The following is a 15,489-nucleotide window of genomic DNA, read 5'->3' on the forward strand; positions in this document are numbered from 1 at the left end:
TGTGAGGCTGAGGAACTCAGGGGCGCGTGGTGTCCAGAGCCGCAATGACGGCCTTGGGGTCGCCGTCATATGTGACGTGGGGTTCGTCGGATTCCGGGGGCACGAAGCGAGTGCGGTACCGCTGAAGGTCACTCTCGGAGAAGTAGATCGAATTGGGATCGTGCGCGTGGTCTTCGTTGCGCTTTTTGATCCTCGACCAGAGTTCATCGTGGCTTGCTGCGAGATAGACCAGCACCGGAGTTGCCCCGGCGTCGGAGGCGATGGCTCGCCATCGGGCGCGATCGTCCGGGGTCCAGAAACCATGGTCAACTACGACGTCCTTCCCTGCGTTGAGCTGCTCCCGAAGCTCAACCGCCACGTCCTCAAGGACTGGACGCTCAAGGGTCGGGAAGACGCCCCGCGGGAAGTCCACCCCGTACACGCCGTGGCGGCGATACATCTCCTCATCCGGGCAGAGGCGAACGAACCCGCGAGCCGTTAGCGCACGGGAAAGCGTGGTCTTGCCTGAGCCGGGGAGACCAGCCATGAGGACACAGAACGGCGGGCGTGAGGACATTGGTCTCGTCAGGGTCCGGGAGATCGCAGACATCTCCGCTTCGGCTTCGGGGGTAAGCGGCTCGGCACGGTGAGCGGCAAGCAGTGCGTCCATGCGGTCTTCAAGCACGCTCAAGAGCGTGTCGTCGACGGCCGTCACTGGGAAACCTCCGATTCCGTCCGCCATGTACGGCCAGGGCCCCCGAGGTCGACACCGTACTCCACGACGTTGCCTTCACTGTCGATGAACTTCGCTGTCATCACGACCACCGGTTCCGCCGGCGGGTTCTCAGCTTCCAGCTCCAAGAGCTGTGCGTCCTCTGCCGTCAGCAGGCGCGCCGAGGCCGTGTCGATCCGATGGCTGATCGGGAGGCCGGTCGCCTCCGCAATGAGCTGGAGCGATGTACCCCCCGTCAATCGCTCGCTGTTTGCCAACTGGGGGATGAGCTTCCCGTACTGAGCCGGGATCCATGACGTGCTGTGCGCCACGATGCCGTGTCGGTCCCGGTACACCCGGCGTCGGCGGATCACGTCGGAACGAGGATCAATACCCAGGGCTTGGGCCACGTCTGGGGGCGCAGGAACAACTGCGGCCTGGTGGGAGTCGGACCGTTCCCCTGATCCCCAACTTGATCCGGTACGGCGGCCCCGGTCCTGACGCTGAGATCCCGAAGACATCGGAGCGGGACGGTCGAGGACCTCTGTCCCGATCCCGTGGATGCCCCTAACTAGCCCCTCGTTGCGCAGCTTGCGCAGCGCCTTCTCGGCCGTCGCGGTGCTTACGCCCCACTCCTCCGAGAGGTTCTTGATGCTCGGTAGCAGCGATCCCGGTTGTAGCTGACCAGACGTGATCAGCTCCGTGTAGTGGGCGGCAATCCGCGCGTACGGCGCTCGATTGTCGGCTTGACCAGCCATTTCGTGGGCTCCCTCGTCTTCCCTCATCTCCGGTTCCCTGCGGTTCCCTAGCTTACCGCTTGACACCGCAGGGAACCCTAGGGAACCCTAGGGATGTGCCCGCCGGTCGGGTCGGTGGCCGAAGGTCACCGCACCCCGGTGTGCCCGCGGTCAACGCGGGTGTGCCGGTCCGGAGCGGCACTAGCGCTCGGAGGAAAGCCCCGCCGGGGTCAGTACGAAGACAGCGTCCGTTGATTGAGAATTCAATAGGGCTTCAATTTGGCGGGGGCCTTGAGTCCCCGTCCCCGCAACGGCCTGGGTGATGGCCGTCGGCGGCCACTTCGCGGCGGGTGAACCTGTCCCGCCCTGCGTGCCGGCTCTGGATGAACACCGCGGGGATCATCCCTCCATTGCTGGAGGTCAACCCCGCGTGTGCCACCTGGTACGCGCCGCCCTGCTGGCGTCAGAGCAGTGATGATGACGCACCCGATTCCCCGGCTCGGGATTGGTGCTCCGTGGCAACGGCGCATCGGTGAAGCCCGGTCTCGCTTCCTTCTGGCTTCGCAGTGTCGATCGCTGCGGCCGGTTGCCTCCGCTGCTCGTCTCGTACGAGCAGCGCTGAGGGGAGCCGGATCTACCGACTTCAACGGCGTGAGCCCCCGGAGGTGCAACTCCGGGGGCTCTGTTCGGGCCGTTCACCCTTCGAGAGGAACACGACCCATGGACCACATCGTGACTGTTCAGGACGTTGTTACCGCGTTCGCCGACTGGAACGAGCCGACGGATGTTGAGCTGGACGCGATCGACCGAGAGATGCCGGTCATCCTCGCGGACATCGACCTGTTGGACGCGTACATCGTCACCCTCGACCGCACGCCGACCGAGCTGGACGAGCGGCGCCTTCGCCGTGCCCGTCGCCGGGCGCTGGCCGCGCGGGTGGAGCTGACCAACCACGCGGTCACGGCCGCGGGGGTCGGGGCGTGAACGCCGTTCAGATCCGTTCAGCCGAGCGCGCGTTGTCGGTCGGCACGTGGCTGATCGTCGCGGGCGCCATGCTCTATTCGATCCTCACCGTCACCCCCCTGGCCGCCGCGCACACGCCGCACAAGTGGGAGTGGACGGCGCCGATCCTGCCCCTAGTGGTCGATGCCGCGGTGGTGATCGTGGTCCGGCTCGATGCGGTGCTGGCCCGGCTCGGGGGACACGGTGGCCGGTGGCCGATCGTCCTGCGCTGGATGACCGGCTGCATGACCCTCGCCCTCAACGTCGCGGACTCCGCGCTGCAAAAAGACCTGGTGGGCGTGGCCGTGCACGCTGTCGCACCGCTGCTGCTGATCGTCACTGCGGAAACCGGCCTGGCCTACCGGCGTGCGATCGCCGCGGCCGTGACCGCGCTGGAGGAGCGGCAGCAGGCACAGCGCGAAGCCCGCGAGCAGGCGGCTGCCGAGCGCCGCGAGACGGCCGTACGGCTGGCCCGTGAGGAGCGCGAGCACGCCGCCCTGCTCGCGCGTGAACAGCGTGAACACGAAGCCCGCCTGATCCGCGAGCAGGCCGAGCGCGACGAACGGGCGCGCCGCGAGGAACGCGAGCAGGCCGCTGCCCGTGAGCAGGCTGAGCGGGCCGAGCGTGAACGGGCGGAGCGCGAGCGTGAACAGCAGCGGCTGGAACGTGAACGCGCTGAGCGCGAGGAGGCCGAGCGCCGCGAGCGCGAACGGCAGCAGCGCATCGAACGTGAACGCCGTGAACAGGCCGAGCGTCAGGCACGGGCCGAGCGTGAACGCGCCGCGCTGCTGGCCGCCGGGCCCGCGGCCGAGAAGCTCCCGGAGGAGCAGGCGCGGACAACCGTCCAGGCCGCGTTCGAGGCAGGGCTGTCGGTCCGGTCCACGGCCGAATTGTGCGGCTGGTCGGTCGGGTGGGTCTCCACCCGCTACCAGGAGCTGCGGGACGCCGGCCACCCCACGTTGGCTGACAGGGCGATGGCCTGATGCCCACCGCCTACACGAAGTGCTTCGACCCGAACGGGGCCCGCTACGGCATACCCACCTACCCGTGGCGCATGGCCCCGGACGGCTACGCCACCCGCCGGCAGCTCCGCGCCCGGGGCTTACGGCCCGGCGGACAGCCGGTTGCCGCACAGCTCATGCTCATCAACCGCCGGGCTGGCTCGCCGCGGGTCGCCTACCTGTACCGGCTCGACCTGGCGAAGCCGGTTAGGCCGATGACGTCGCGTAAGTGGGGCGCTCTGGCGCTGGCGATGCTCGCCCGCCGTACCTGCCCCCGCTGCCAAGTCACCTTCAGCTACTGCCTGTCGACCCGGCACGGCGTCTGCGGCCTTTGCCTGGCCACTGAGGAACAGCGCGCCGCCTGACCCTTCAACCTGGGAGTTTCGCTGTGTCCAGCCGAACCCGTTCCCGTGGCATAAAGACGGCCGCGGGCATCCACACCGTGCACATCCCGCGCCAGCGCGGGCGCCGTTCCCAGCCGTTCGTGGTCGTCGTGCCCGAGCACCCCTCCCTGACGCGCGAGGCACTCGGCTTCCTGGGACGCCTGCTGTGGCGCTTCCGCGGCGCCCTGGCTCCGACCGGCCTGGCGCTGCTGGCGTGGCCGCTGACCGCGCTCCTGCACGCCCTCGCCTGGTGGTCCGGTCTCCTGCTCGCCCCGGTCGCTGCCGCGCCGCTGCTGTGGCTGGGCATCATGCAGCGCCGCCACCCTGCCCGCACGTCCGTGCTGGCCTGGCGTAGCGGCCTGACCGTGCTCGTCACCGCCGCCCTGGCCTGGGTGGCGTTCGCCGCGGGGTTCGGGCCGCTTGCGGGTCCCCTGCCGCTGATCTGGCTCCTGGCCTGGCTCACCGCGCAGACCGCCTGGCTCATCGTCCGCTCCCGCTGATCTGAGGAGATCGCCTGATGGCGCAGAACACCAACGGCCGTCCGTGGAAGCCCATGGACGACCCGAGCAACCAGTACTCCATGGGCTACGCGCAGGGCGTGGCTTCCGGCGCGGGCGTACAGCCTCAGCGCGGACCCGCGCCCGGTGCCAACGGCTCGCAGGCCAAGGTGAACAGCAAGAACTTCGGCGCGTCGTTCGCGCCTGGCTTCACGATCAACGTCAACGCGGGCAACAAGACCACCAACGGCGGGGGCGGCTCCGGCGGTCGTGGTGGCGGCTCGCGGGGCGAATCCCTGCTGCCGCCCCCGGAGTTCGGCTCCCCGGCGCAGGTGCGGCAGTACTGCAACACCCTGCGCGCCGCCGCGGTGACGCTGTCCATCGAGGTCGCGATGGGGGCGGAGATCCTCAAGGGCGTGCTGACCGCGGTGCCGGACCCGCAGGGCCGCATGGGCGGCTCGCGGGTGCGCGCCAACAAGGTCGCCCGCAAGATGCGCCGCTCCGCCGACGCGCTGCGGGACGCCGCGAAGAACGCCGCAGCCGCCTACTCCACCTTCCAGCAGGAGTACGAGGAAGAGATCAACCGCGTCCGTCACCGCGCCCGGAAGCCGCAGCAGCCGGTCATCAACTGGGCTCAGCAGTAAGGAGGTTGTTCGATGGCTGAGCGCAACGCACAGCAGCAGCTTGCCGAGCTGCTCGAAGTCCAGTTGCAGGGCGGTTCGGACGCCGGCGGGGTCGGCAAGTACCTGCTCCACCGCGCCAAACCCCACATCCCGCCGTGGCTCGGGTGGGCCGGTACCGGTCTGGCCGGGGTCCTGGGTCACCTGCGGTGGGCCGAGAGCACCGGGGCGGCCGTCGGTCTGACGCTGGGGTCGGTAGCACTGAGCGGCGCCACCTGGCTGATCGGCAAGAACACCAGCCAGCAGCGGCGCTTGCACTCAGCCATCACCGTGGCCGCGGGCTCCGCCTGGCTGACCGCGGCCTGCCTCGCCGGGCCCACCGCCGGACCGATCGACGACCTGTACCTGATGGGCGGGCCCGTCATCGCGCTGTCGTGGAACGTGCGGATGGTGCTGCGGCACAACCCGGACGCGGCCGGTGAAGGCTCGGACAAGGGCCTGATGGAAAAGATCGGGCTCGCGCGGGCGCAGATCGGCGCGGCGAAGGTGGAGCCGAACCGGGTCACGGCGCCGGTCGCACTGGAGGCGGGGACACAGACCAACGACGACATGGCGAAGGCACTGGGGAACATCGCCTCTGCGCTGGATCTGCCGACGTCGGCCGTGCGCTACACCCCGGATCCCGGCTCCGCCCGGCGCGGGGAACTGGTCATCGTGCCGGAAGACATGCTCGCTGAGGTCGTCGAGTGGGCAGGCCCGTCCAACTTGGGTGGGTCGATTGCCGAGCCTCTGGTCATCGGCCGCTACGACGACGGCTCCGCGCTCGTGATGTGGCTGCCCGGTGACCCGGACGCCGGACGCAACTCCACGCACGTCCTGGTGGCGGGCGGGACCGGCTCTGGCAAGGGCGACGCCGCCCTGAACCTGCTCACCGAGGTCCTCTCCCGTCGGGACGTCATCGTGTGGTTCTCCGATCCGAAGGCGTTTCAGGACTTCGCTACCCTGCGCCCCGGTCTGGACTGGGCCGCGGAGGGCGGCACCCAGACGGAGGTCATGGTGGCGGCCGTCGAGGCCGCGATTCCGGCGCGTACGCGCTGGCTGGGTGCCCACAGCTACCGACAGTGGGTCCCCTCCGCGGCGCAGCAGCAGAACAGCCCCGAGCACACCTGCCGCAGCGACGGGCGGGCGTGCGGCTGTGAGGGAATGCCGTTCCTGGTGGCCTGGTTCGAGGAGGCCGCCAACACCCTGCGGGCGCTGGGCGATGACGCGTTCACCGGCATCGCCCAGGAGGCCCGGTCGGCGGGTATCTCGCTGATCGTGTCGCTGCAGCGGCCCTCCTACGACCAGATGTCCACCTCCACCCGCGCCTCCCTGCCGTCCGTCATCGCGCTCGGCTGCGACCCGCGCGACGAGGGGTTCTCACTGCCGGATGAGGTGCTCGCCGCGGGCGCCCACCCGGGCGCGTGGGGCAACCGGCGCCCTGGCTACTGCTACGTCGTCTCGCCCGGCATCCCAGAGGACCGCTACCCCTCCCCGGGCCGTACCCGGCGCTTCACCCACCGGGCCGTGCCGGTCATGGAGCTGCTCGCCACCTGGGCACAGCGCAACGGCGCAGCCGCCGACCCGATCACCGCCGGAGCCGCCTCCAGCGTCGCTGGACGGGCCTACACCGGCCGCCCTGCGGTCGGCACAGAGCAGTCGACCGCGCTGCGGGCCGTCGAGCAGGAGGAGGAGGACATGGAACAGGCTGCCGGTCCGCTGGTCGACCTGGAGGACCAGGACATCGACCCGGAGGCAGAACTCCCCGGCCCCGAGGACGGCGACGACACCCCGCTGTTCGGGCAGGAGGCCGGTCGCAAGCCGTCGCCGGAGGAGGCTAGGCGGCTGTTCGCTCAGGCGCTGGAGGAGTTCGAGCACGAGGGCCGGATGATCGTGGGCCCGAAGGACTTCACCGACTGGTGCGACCGCCACGGCCTCTCCCGCTCCTGGGTGTCCAAGCGGCTCAAGGACGCCGCGCAGGAAGGGCGGCTGACCGCGACCAACACCACCGGCCGGTGGCGCATCGTCCCCGCCCTCACGGCCGCCTGACACCCGTCACATGTGACGGGCCCGTCACACCCAAACCCCTAGGCAGGCACGCGTGTGACGCGCCCTAACAGCGGCCCGTCACATCGCATCACACCTGCACATCACACCCGTCCGCGGGCCCGCGCACACCCCTCACGCGCGGGCCGCACCCGTCCCGAAGGGAGCCCTCGTGGCCCACCTCGAACGGCCCGGAGCCCTTGCAGTCCACCAGCCGCAGCCGATCACCGTGCACTCGCCCGCCGCGCCCCTGGTGCCGGTGCAGCCGGGCCCGCCTCCGGCCGTGCAGAGCATCGTGCTGCCAGACGGCCGCGTCGTCACCGGCTACGCCCTCACCCCCGCACCCACCCCGCTCCCGGCACCGGTCGACACGCGGCCGGCCGTCTCGCGGACTGCGGTGAACATCGCGCTCGGGGGCATCGGGTTCGGCGCGGTGTGCGGCGGGCTGGTCCTGCTCACCTCGTTCATCGCGGCACTCGCCGCGTTCATCCACCAGCTCATCATCCTCGCCGCGGTCATCTTCGGCGGGTGGATCGCCGTGCAGGTCTTCGGCTCGAGCCACTCCGGCGGGGGCGGGACCACGGTCAACATCCGCAAGGCCGTGATCAAGCGCAGTCACTTCCACGGCTAGCTACGCCTAGGGCGGCCCGCTTCTCGCCAAAGTCCCGGGCCGCCCTGGTCTCCAGTCCTCAACAGACCTATTGGAGGTCTCCAGCATGACCCATGACGCCCGTTCCGCGCTGCTGCGCGCGGCACTGGACGCCGCCGCACGCGGCTGGCACGTCTTCCCCCTCCGGCCCGGCACCAAGCGCCCTGCCCTGCACGGTGAGGCCTCCTGCTCCCTCACCGGGGTGTGCGCGAGCGGCCACCAGAAGTGGGAACAGCGCGCCACCACCGACCAGGACCGCATCCGCGCTACCTGGTCGCGTGCCCCGTTCAACGTCGGCATCGCTACCGGCCCGTCCGGGCTGGTCGTCGTCGACCTCGACATGCCCAAAGACAAGGGCAGTTCGGACGCGCCTAGCGGCGCGGCAACCTTTGAGGCGCTCTGCGAGCGCGCCGGCCACGCCGTCCCCGAGACCCGCCGGACCCGGACCGCGAGCGGTGGACAGCACCTCTACCTCGCCGCCCCGTCCGGCGTGCGGCTGGCCAACACGGCAGGCTCGCTTGCCCCGTTGGTCGACACCCGGGCGTGGGGCGGTTACGTCGTTGCCGCAGGCAGCATCACTCCCGCCGGACGATACGAGACCGTGAGCGGCTCCCCTACAGCGGCGCTGCCTGTGTGGCTGCTGCGGCTGCTCGAACCGGCTGCCGTACAACCGGCCGCGCCGTTGCGGCTCCCGGCGGTCAGCGGCTCCCGCGCCGCCGTGGCCGCGCTGGAAGCCGAGTGCGCTGAGGTGAGTGCCGCGCCGGAGTCGCAGCGCAACATCACGCTCAACCGGTGCGCCTTCAAGGTGGGGCGCTTCGTCGCATGGGGCGACGTCCCCCGGCACGTGGTGGAGGAGGCCTTCCAAGCGGCGGGGGAGGCGCACGGACTGACCGTTGCGGAGTGCCGCGCCACGATCCGCAGCGCCCTGGACGCTTCCATCCGCAAGGCCCGGCCCCGGGATGCGGCATGACTGCCCGACCCCGCCTCCCCTTGGAAGGCCAACAGGCCACGACGACCGGCCCGCACGCCGCCGGACGGGCCGTGCCACAGGCGGCCGTGGGCGCCCGAAGGGTCGTCGCCGAAGGCGTCCCTTCATCTCTTCGCCCTAACCCGCCGCAGGGTGACGGCCGGTACCCCGTGGCGTGGCTGCGCATCACCGCCCCGCGCGGCGCGGTGCCCACGGCCACCTCGACGTGCCTGTGCGGCAGGGACCGCAGCGCCGTCGGTCACGGCAAGGTGCTCGCCCTGCTCGCCGACCACGAAGCCCACCGCGACCTCTGCCCGCTCCGCACTCCCCAGGAAGGGAGGGCCGCCGCATGACCGACACCATCGACGGTGCCGAACTGCTCGACGAGGTGGAAGCCTTCCACCGCCGCTTCAACGTCTTCCCCACCGAGGCCGCCTACGTCGCCGTCACGCTGTGGGACGCGCACGCTCACCTGCTCGACTGCTTCGACTCCACCCCGCGTCTGGCGTTCCTCTCGCCGGAGCCGGGGTCGGGGAAGTCGAGGGCGCTGGAGATCGTGGAAACCCTCGTGCCGCGCGCCATGGCAGCCGTGGACGCCTCCGCCGCCGCGCTGTTCCGGTCCGTCTCAGGCGTCGACGGCGGCCGTCCCACGATCCTGTTCGACGAGATCGACACCATCTTCGGCCCCAAAGCCGGAGAGAACGAACAGCTCCGAGGCTTCATCAACGCCGGACACACCCGAGGCAGGGACGTATACCGGTGCGTCGGAGACGGCGCCAACCAGCAGGTACAGGGCTTCCCCGCCTACTGCGCCCTCGCCGTCGCAGGACTCGGCAACCTCCCCGACACGATCATGACCCGGTCCGTCATCATCCGCATGCGCCGCCGGGCCAGGAACGAGAAGGTCGAGCAGTTCCGCACCCGCATCCACGTGCGGGAGGGCAACCAGCTCCGCGACCGGCTCGCCAAGTGGGCTGAGACGGTGCAGGAGCAGGTCACGGACGTGTTCCCCGAATTGCCCGACGGGGTCGCCGACCGGCCGGCGGATGTGTGGGAACCCCTGATCGCGATCGCCGATGCGGCAGGCGGGGACTGGCCGCGCCGGGCCCGCGAGGCATGCGTGACCATGGTCAAGGCGTCACAGGTCAACGACAAGGGCAGCATCGGCATCCGTCTACTGACCGACCTGCGCGACCACGTCATGGTGGGCATCGACCGTCTGCCCACCGTGGCGATCCTCGACCGGCTCAACGCCCTCGACGACGCCCCGTGGGCCGACCTGCACGGCAAGCCGCTGGACAACCGGCGCCTGTCGAAGATGCTCGCGGAGTACATGACGGCGGACAACGAGCCGATCACCTCCCGCAACATCAAAACCGCCGGAAGTGTCCTCAAGGGCTACTACGCCACCGATCTGCACGACGCGTGGGCCCGCTACTGCCCCCCACCCCCGGAAAGTCCGCTACCTCCGCTACCTGGCACGGAAAACGTGGCCTGACCTGCACCAACGGGGTAGCGGCAACCGGCATCCGGAGCCGCTACCCCGCCGCTACCCATCCGCTACCGCTACCCCTTCCCGCTACCTCGAACAGGCCTCTGACCTGCGCGGTAGCGGCGGTAGCGGAAGTAGCGGCCCTCAGAGAGGCACCCCGAAGGACCGCCCCCGAGGAGTCACCGCATGAGCTCCCCCCTGCCCACAACCCACCAGGCACTGACCGTGCCTGAGGTCATGAGCGCACTCCGGATGAGCCGATTCAAGGTCTACGACCTCATCCGGTCCAAGCGGCTCCCGAGCTTCACCGAAGGGCGTTCCCGCCGCATCCCGGCAGACGCTCTCGCCACGTACATGAAGAACCGACTTGAGGAGGCCGCCTGATGGCAGGCAAGCGAAACCCGAATGGTGCAGGAAGCATCTGGCGCCGGAAGGACGGCCGTTACGAGGCCCGCGTGTACGTTCCCCAGCCGGACGGCACCCGCGCCCGCAAGACGGTCTACGGCAACACGTGGGAGGAGTGCGACGAGAAGCGTCAGGAGCTGGTGCGCCGCGCCCGTCAGGGCATCCCGACGCCCACCCGCTCAGCCAAGCTCTCCGAGTGGCTGCCGTACTGGCTGATGCACTACGTCGAGCCGCGCCGCAAGCTGAGCACGTACGACAAGTACGAGATGCATGTGCGCCGCTACCTGATCCCTCTGCTGGGTACCAAGCGGCTGGAGACGCTCAGCGTCGCGGACGTGCGCCGCTTCACCACCCGCATGCAGAGCGCCAACACGGCCGCGACCGCGAAGGAAGCGCACCGCGTGCTGCGCACGGCGCTCACGGCGGCCGTGCGCGAGGAACTCATCACGCGGAACGTCGCATCGCTCGTGGAGCCGCCGCGGGTGAAGCAGCGCGACATCAGCCCGTGGTCCCTGGAGGAGACGCTGACGTTCCTGGAGGCCGCACGGCGCGACCCGCTGTACGCCGCATTCGTCCTGGCGATCGCCATGGGCCTGCGGCGCGGGGAACTGGTGGGCCTGCGCTGGTCGGATGTGGACCTGGACAACCGGGTGCTGCACGTGCGCCAGCAGACCCAACGACGGCGCGGCACGCTGTACGACGACGATCCCAAGAGCCGCCGTCGGCGTGTAGTCCCGATGCCCGCGTTGTGCATCGCGCCTCTGCGCTGGCATCGGCTGCGGCAGCGTGAGGCGTACGCGCGAACAGGCGTCGAGTGGTCGGAGAAGGGCTACGTCTTCGCGACGCGGAATGGTCGACCGGTGGAGCCTCGGAACGTCTACCGGTCGTTCACGCGAGTGGCTGCCGATGCGGGGCTGCGGGTGGTCCGGCTGCATGATGCTCGGCACGGCTGCGCCACGCTGTTGACGGCGGCCGGCGTCGCGCCGCGAGTCATCATGGAGATCCTCGGGCACAGCCAGATCAGCATCACGATGGACGTCTACACGCACGTCGTGCACGACACCCAGCGGGAGGCGATCAGCCACATGGACCGGTTGCTCAAGCGCCGTCTTCCGGGTGCCTGAGAGGCGACTGCCGTCAAATGGTGCCGTCAAAAAGGCCCGGACCATGATCGGTCCGGGCCGTTTTGCCTGGTGCCCCCGGCAGGATTCGAACCTGCGACACCCGCTTTAGGAGAGCGGTGCTCTATCCCCTGAGCTACGAAGGCATTGCTGATCAGTGGCGGGAGAGCCACCGCCGACAGTGTAGCGGGTGCCTTCGTGGGCCGTGCCGGTATGGCGGGCCGTGGAAGGCCGGGGCAGGACGGGGGATTGCCGGGGCCAGACCGAGGGCGTCCGGGGCCAGGCCGAGGGCGTCCGGGGGGGGCAGGACGAGGTGCGGCCGGGACAGGACGACGGGTGGCCGGGGGCAGGGCGACGGGTGGGATGGGGTCAGGTTGGGGGGATGGGGGTGTAGCGGGAGGCTGTGTGGAGGTCTGTTTGGATGTGGGCTGCTGTTGTGCGGAGGGCGGGGAGGACCTCGTGGACGCAGTCGTCGAGGGTGCGGCGGGCCGCGTGGGTGGCCACGTTCAGCGCGGCGACCGCCCGGCCGGACCGGTCCCGTACCGGTACGGCGATGGACCGCAGGCCCGACTCCAGCTCCTCGTCGACCAGGGCGTACCCGTGCGCGCGGACCTCGGCGAGGGCCGGGGGGAGGGGTGAGGAGGTGTCCGCGAGGAGGACGCGGCCGAGGGAGGTCGCGGCGGCGGGCAGTCGGGCGCCGACGGTGATGTGCACCGTGAGGACGCGGCTCGTACGCGCACCGGCGGTGTACTGGATCTCCGTCCCGTCGGCCGTCAGCACCGCCAGTGCCGCCGGCTCGTGCAACCGGTCCGCGAGGGCCCGTAGATGCGGTTCGGCCAGGTGGGGCAGGGTGGTGCGGGACAGCGGCGGGTAGCCGAGGTCCAGGACGCGCGGGGTGAGGCTGAAGGTGCGGTCGGGGCGGGCGAGTACCAGGCCGAGGTGCTCGTAGGTGAGCAGTGCGCGGCGGGCCGTGGCCCGGGCCAGGCCGGTCGCCCGGGCCACCTCGGTCAGGGACAGCGCCGCGCGGCCCTCGCCGAAGGCGGCCGGCACGGTCAGGCCGCGCGCCAGCGACTCCACGAAGTCCCGGCCCAGCTGGTGTTTGGACGCAGTCGTCCAGGTCGCGAGGCCCGAGGGCGGCGAGCCGGGCCGCGCCGGCGGTGCGGTGCGCAGGTCGGACTCCATCGCCGCCACCGCCGTACGCAGGCGGGGGAGCAGGGTGGTGCGCAGGGCGGTCGCCGAGCGCCGGCTGGTGTGGCTGACCACGCTCGCCACGCAGGCCGGACGGCCGGTGCCCGGATCCCGCACCGGCACGGAGACCGCGACCAGGCCCGGTTCGATCAGCTGGTCGTCCACCGCCCAGCCGTCCCGGCGCGCCCGCTCGACTCGCTGCGCGAAGGCGGAGTCGTCGGCGGGTGTCTGCCGGGGTGGTACGGCGGGAAAGGTCGCGTCCGTCGGGTCCGCCGCCCGGCGGGCGCGCCAGCGGTCCCAGTCCGGCTCCGTCCACTCGGTCGCGAACAGCGGGCCGGGTGCGGTGCGTTCGGCCGGGAGCAGGTCGCCGATGCGGAAGCTCACGGACATCGCGCGGCGCCGGGTGGCCTGGTGGACGAAACGGATGCCGTCGAGGTCGGCGACGGCGAGCGACACCGACTCGTCCAGCTCGTCGGCGAGGGCGTCGGCGCGTGCGCCGAGCAGTGCGGGCAGGCGGAGAGCGGCCAGGTAGGCGTTGCCCAGCTCCATCACGCGAGGGGCCAGGACGATGTCCCGGCCGTCCAGGCGTACGTAGTCCATGCGGGCCAGGGTCGCGGTGATCCGGTCGACCGTGGACCGGGCGAGCCCGGTGGCCCGCTCCAGCGCGCTCGGGCTCAGCGTGCCGCCCGCCTCGGTCAGCCGCCGCAGTACACCGACCCCGCGCACCAACGGCCCGACCGCGTCCCCCGCTTCGCCACGGGCGTCGGCATCCAGTGCGGTCGTCTTGACGGGCATCGGCTCTCCGGTACGGCATACGGGCACGCCTACGGTAAACCCCGTCGGATGCCCTTCGGGCGCCCGTCGGACGCCCGTCCTCTCCCTGTCTCTACGTCGTCTCTACGTCGCCCCTGCGCCGCCCCTTTATCCCTGCGTTGCTCTCCCTGCGGCCGGCCCCGTCCCCCTACCCCCGAGTCACCCGCACCCGGTAGTTCTCGTCCGCGTCCGTGTCGAGTACCTGCACGGTGATGCCGTGGTGCGGGTCCTTGAAGGTCTCGCCGGGGGTGAAGGTGGCGTCGGAGAGTTCTGCGTGGACGTTGGGGCTGCGGGTGCAGCCTCCGCTGCCCCGGTGGCTGTCGTAGACCGTGACCGGGCCGCGTCCGGTGTCGATCGTGCCGTCCACCTTGTAGATCAGCACGCCGGGCTGGCACACCGACTCGTCGTTGCCGCCCTGTGCGCGCACTTCCACCGCGTAGGAACTCTGCTCGTTGACGGGCACGAGGACCAGTTTCCCGCCGCCGGGCTTGTACAGCGGCGTCAGCTGGTACTCGGTGCTGCCGCGGGTCGCCGCGCAGCCGACCTGGGAGCCGTCCAGCCAGCCCAGCTTCCACTTGTGCCAGCCGAGCAGATCGTTGTCGACCCCCCAGTCCTCGCTCATGATGTCCCAGTGCCCGACCGCGCCCCCGCCCTCCTGCGTGTACAGGTCGGGCAGTCCGAAGGTGTGGCCGTTCTCGTGCGGCAGCACCCGGTAGCCGGTACGGGAGTAGGAGCCGGAGCCGTCGTCCTGCCGTGAGTAGATGAACGACGCGTTGGCGACGGGGACGCCGTCGGCGATCGGGGCGTCGCCGTTGCCGGCGAAGGTCACGGACAGGACCGTGTCGAGTGCGGAGGGGCCGGCGTTCGGGGTGACCAGGATGTTCAGGAGGTCGTACGAGCGGAAGTCCACCGTCGGGTCGGCCGCGGCCACGATGTCCTGCACCAGCTGCCGGTAGCCGGGGTCGAAGGGAGCGCCGCGCTCTATGCCGTACTCCTTGAACGGTTTCGGCATCCTCAGCCAGTTGCTGATCGGGGTCTCCGGCCGGTAGTCCAGGCGGCCGTACGACGCGGTACGGAACCACTGCTGGGTCTGCGGGAAGAACTCGTGGAAGCGGTCCATCGCGTTGCCCCGGCCGGGCGCGTCGGAGAAGTCGACCATCAGGGTCAGGGCGTGGACCGTGCCCGTGGAGCGGGCGTAGCCGTGCGGGGTGGGCAGGCCCTCGGTCATCTGCACGTCGAGACCGCCGTGGACGGTGCAGGGGGCGAGGGCGGAGGAGCGGGCCAGGCCGATGGGCCCGGCGGTGGTGGGCGCCGACAGATGTCCGGTCCCGGCCGAGGTGCTGACCGCGAAGGTCAGCACGGTCACCGTGGCGAGAGCGGCCACCCGGCGCGGGCGTATGCGCCGGTGCGGGCGTATGCGTCGAAAGGGGCGTGTGTGTCGGTGGGGGCGTATGCGCCGGCGTCCGTGACAGCGCTTTCTGGATGAGCGCCCGTCGGGGAAGGGGGACGGGTGTCCGCCGGGGAAGGGGGACGGGTGCCCGTCGGGAAGGGAGGGGGAGGAGGAGAGGGAGGAAGGGGAGCCGTCAGGCGGGGAGGGGGAGAGGGATATCGGGAGGGGCGGCTCCCGATCCGGCTGCGGCTGCATGCATGGACCTCTCGCTCCACGGCAGCCCCCGGTCTCCGGCTGCGCCCTTGCGATCACCCTGTGACCGCAGGGTGCGGGACGCGCGCTGGAGGAGACCGATCGTGGGAATGCCGGTCCGCAAGGGGGTGAATCTCGGCAGAAGGTGAGTGTGTCTCAGGTCACAGGGGTTCTTTTCGCGGGCGGGAAATAACCG

The 15,489-nt window shown here is 70.7% G+C and carries 16 protein-coding genes and 1 tRNA gene; 12 read left to right on the plus strand and 5 right to left on the minus strand.

Features of this window, described 5'->3' with window-relative positions:
* Positions 1-16: 16 nt before the first annotated feature.
* Entirely contained in the window at positions 17-694 is a 678-nt protein-coding gene (locus tag AB0L75_RS09030) for an AAA family ATPase (RefSeq protein ID WP_365177427.1), read from the minus strand.
* Entirely contained in the window at positions 691-1,449 is a 759-nt protein-coding gene (locus AB0L75_RS09035; protein ID WP_365178058.1) for a GntR family transcriptional regulator, read from the minus strand. Before AB0L75_RS09035 ends, AB0L75_RS09030 begins: the two co-directional genes overlap by 4 nt.
* A gap of 699 nt (positions 1,450-2,148) precedes the next feature.
* Between AB0L75_RS09035 and AB0L75_RS09040 the strand changes: the two genes are divergently transcribed.
* From AB0L75_RS09040 to AB0L75_RS09095, 12 genes are all read left to right on the plus strand, one after another.
* On the plus strand, positions 2,149-2,412 hold the full coding sequence (locus AB0L75_RS09040) for a DUF6284 family protein (RefSeq protein ID WP_365177430.1): 264 nt from the start codon (positions 2,149-2,151) through the stop codon (positions 2,410-2,412).
* Positions 2,409-3,413, plus strand: a complete 1,005-nt coding sequence (locus tag AB0L75_RS09045) for a DUF2637 domain-containing protein (protein WP_365177433.1) — start codon at positions 2,409-2,411, stop codon at positions 3,411-3,413. The genes AB0L75_RS09040 and AB0L75_RS09045 overlap by 4 nt, the downstream gene beginning before the upstream one ends.
* The gene (locus AB0L75_RS09050) at positions 3,413-3,796 is read left to right on the plus strand and encodes an RRQRL motif-containing zinc-binding protein (RefSeq protein WP_365177435.1); all 384 of its coding nucleotides are present in this window, start codon (positions 3,413-3,415) and stop codon (positions 3,794-3,796) included. Before AB0L75_RS09045 ends, AB0L75_RS09050 begins: the two co-directional genes overlap by 1 nt.
* Positions 3,797-3,819: 23 nt before the next feature.
* Positions 3,820-4,314 carry a hypothetical protein gene (locus AB0L75_RS09055; protein WP_365177438.1) on the plus strand — a complete coding sequence of 165 codons (495 nt, stop codon included), beginning with the start codon at positions 3,820-3,822 and terminating at the stop codon, positions 4,312-4,314.
* A gap of 17 nt (positions 4,315-4,331) precedes the next feature.
* Entirely contained in the window at positions 4,332-4,955 is a 624-nt protein-coding gene (traA, locus tag AB0L75_RS09060; protein WP_365177441.1) for a plasmid transfer protein TraA, read from the plus strand.
* A gap of 12 nt (positions 4,956-4,967) precedes the next feature.
* Entirely contained in the window at positions 4,968-7,019 is a 2,052-nt protein-coding gene (traB, locus tag AB0L75_RS09065; protein ID WP_365177444.1) for a plasmid transfer protein TraB, read from the plus strand.
* A gap of 169 nt (positions 7,020-7,188) precedes the next feature.
* Positions 7,189-7,647 carry a hypothetical protein gene (locus AB0L75_RS09070; protein WP_365177447.1) on the plus strand — a complete coding sequence of 153 codons (459 nt, stop codon included), beginning with the start codon at positions 7,189-7,191 and terminating at the stop codon, positions 7,645-7,647.
* Positions 7,648-7,732: 85 nt separating this feature from the next.
* Positions 7,733-8,635 carry a bifunctional DNA primase/polymerase gene (locus tag AB0L75_RS09075; RefSeq protein ID WP_365177450.1) on the plus strand — a complete coding sequence of 301 codons (903 nt, stop codon included), beginning with the start codon at positions 7,733-7,735 and terminating at the stop codon, positions 8,633-8,635.
* The gene (locus AB0L75_RS09080) at positions 8,632-8,985 is read left to right on the plus strand and encodes a hypothetical protein (protein ID WP_365177452.1); all 354 of its coding nucleotides are present in this window, start codon (positions 8,632-8,634) and stop codon (positions 8,983-8,985) included. The genes AB0L75_RS09075 and AB0L75_RS09080 overlap by 4 nt, the downstream gene beginning before the upstream one ends.
* Positions 8,982-10,130: a DUF3631 domain-containing protein gene (locus tag AB0L75_RS09085; RefSeq protein ID WP_365177455.1), complete on the plus strand. Its 1,149-nt coding sequence runs from the start codon at positions 8,982-8,984 to the stop codon at positions 10,128-10,130. Before AB0L75_RS09080 ends, AB0L75_RS09085 begins: the two co-directional genes overlap by 4 nt.
* 180 nt (positions 10,131-10,310) lie before the next feature.
* Entirely contained in the window at positions 10,311-10,508 is a 198-nt protein-coding gene (locus AB0L75_RS09090; protein ID WP_365177458.1) for a helix-turn-helix domain-containing protein, read from the plus strand.
* Complete coding sequence (locus AB0L75_RS09095) at positions 10,508-11,653, plus strand: site-specific integrase (protein ID WP_365177461.1); 1,146 nt, start codon at positions 10,508-10,510, stop codon at positions 11,651-11,653. Before AB0L75_RS09090 ends, AB0L75_RS09095 begins: the two co-directional genes overlap by 1 nt.
* A gap of 67 nt (positions 11,654-11,720) precedes the next feature.
* Here the strand turns inward: AB0L75_RS09095 and AB0L75_RS09100 are convergent.
* The 3 genes from AB0L75_RS09100 to AB0L75_RS09110 all read right to left on the minus strand — a co-directional run bounded on the left by AB0L75_RS09100 (position 11,721) and on the right by AB0L75_RS09110 (position 15,035).
* Positions 11,721-11,796: transfer RNA gene (locus tag AB0L75_RS09100), tRNA-Arg, on the minus strand.
* A gap of 223 nt (positions 11,797-12,019) precedes the next feature.
* Positions 12,020-13,633 carry an IclR family transcriptional regulator C-terminal domain-containing protein gene (locus AB0L75_RS09105; protein ID WP_365177463.1) on the minus strand — a complete coding sequence of 538 codons (1,614 nt, stop codon included), beginning with the start codon at positions 13,631-13,633 and terminating at the stop codon, positions 12,020-12,022.
* Between the two features lie 166 nt (positions 13,634-13,799).
* On the minus strand, positions 13,800-15,035 hold the full coding sequence (locus AB0L75_RS09110; RefSeq protein ID WP_365177466.1) for a M6 family metalloprotease domain-containing protein: 1,236 nt from the start codon (positions 15,033-15,035) through the stop codon (positions 13,800-13,802).
* Positions 15,036-15,489: the final 454 nt, after the last annotated feature.

The organism is Streptomyces sp. NPDC052101, from assembly GCF_040680235.1.
Taxonomy (GTDB): Bacteria; Actinomycetota; Actinomycetes; order Streptomycetales; family Streptomycetaceae; genus Streptomyces.

Coding starts and splice junctions, on each gene's coding strand:
- AB0L75_RS09035 (WP_365178058.1), bottom strand. CDS start 1,449: ATGGCTGGTCAAGCCGACAATCGAGCGCCGTACGCGCGGATTGCCGCC.
- AB0L75_RS09105 (WP_365177463.1), bottom strand. CDS start 13,633: ATGCCCGTCAAGACGACCGCACTGGATGCCGACGCCCGTGGCGAAGCG.
- AB0L75_RS09075 (WP_365177450.1), top strand. CDS start 7,733: ATGACCCATGACGCCCGTTCCGCGCTGCTGCGCGCGGCACTGGACGCC.
- AB0L75_RS09095 (WP_365177461.1), top strand. CDS start 10,508: ATGGCAGGCAAGCGAAACCCGAATGGTGCAGGAAGCATCTGGCGCCGG.
- traB (WP_365177444.1), top strand. CDS start 4,968: ATGGCTGAGCGCAACGCACAGCAGCAGCTTGCCGAGCTGCTCGAAGTC.
- traA (WP_365177441.1), top strand. CDS start 4,332: ATGGCGCAGAACACCAACGGCCGTCCGTGGAAGCCCATGGACGACCCG.
- AB0L75_RS09090 (WP_365177458.1), top strand. CDS start 10,311: ATGAGCTCCCCCCTGCCCACAACCCACCAGGCACTGACCGTGCCTGAG.
- AB0L75_RS09040 (WP_365177430.1), top strand. CDS start 2,149: ATGGACCACATCGTGACTGTTCAGGACGTTGTTACCGCGTTCGCCGAC.
- AB0L75_RS09050 (WP_365177435.1), top strand. CDS start 3,413: ATGCCCACCGCCTACACGAAGTGCTTCGACCCGAACGGGGCCCGCTAC.
- AB0L75_RS09080 (WP_365177452.1), top strand. CDS start 8,632: ATGACTGCCCGACCCCGCCTCCCCTTGGAAGGCCAACAGGCCACGACG.
- AB0L75_RS09085 (WP_365177455.1), top strand. CDS start 8,982: ATGACCGACACCATCGACGGTGCCGAACTGCTCGACGAGGTGGAAGCC.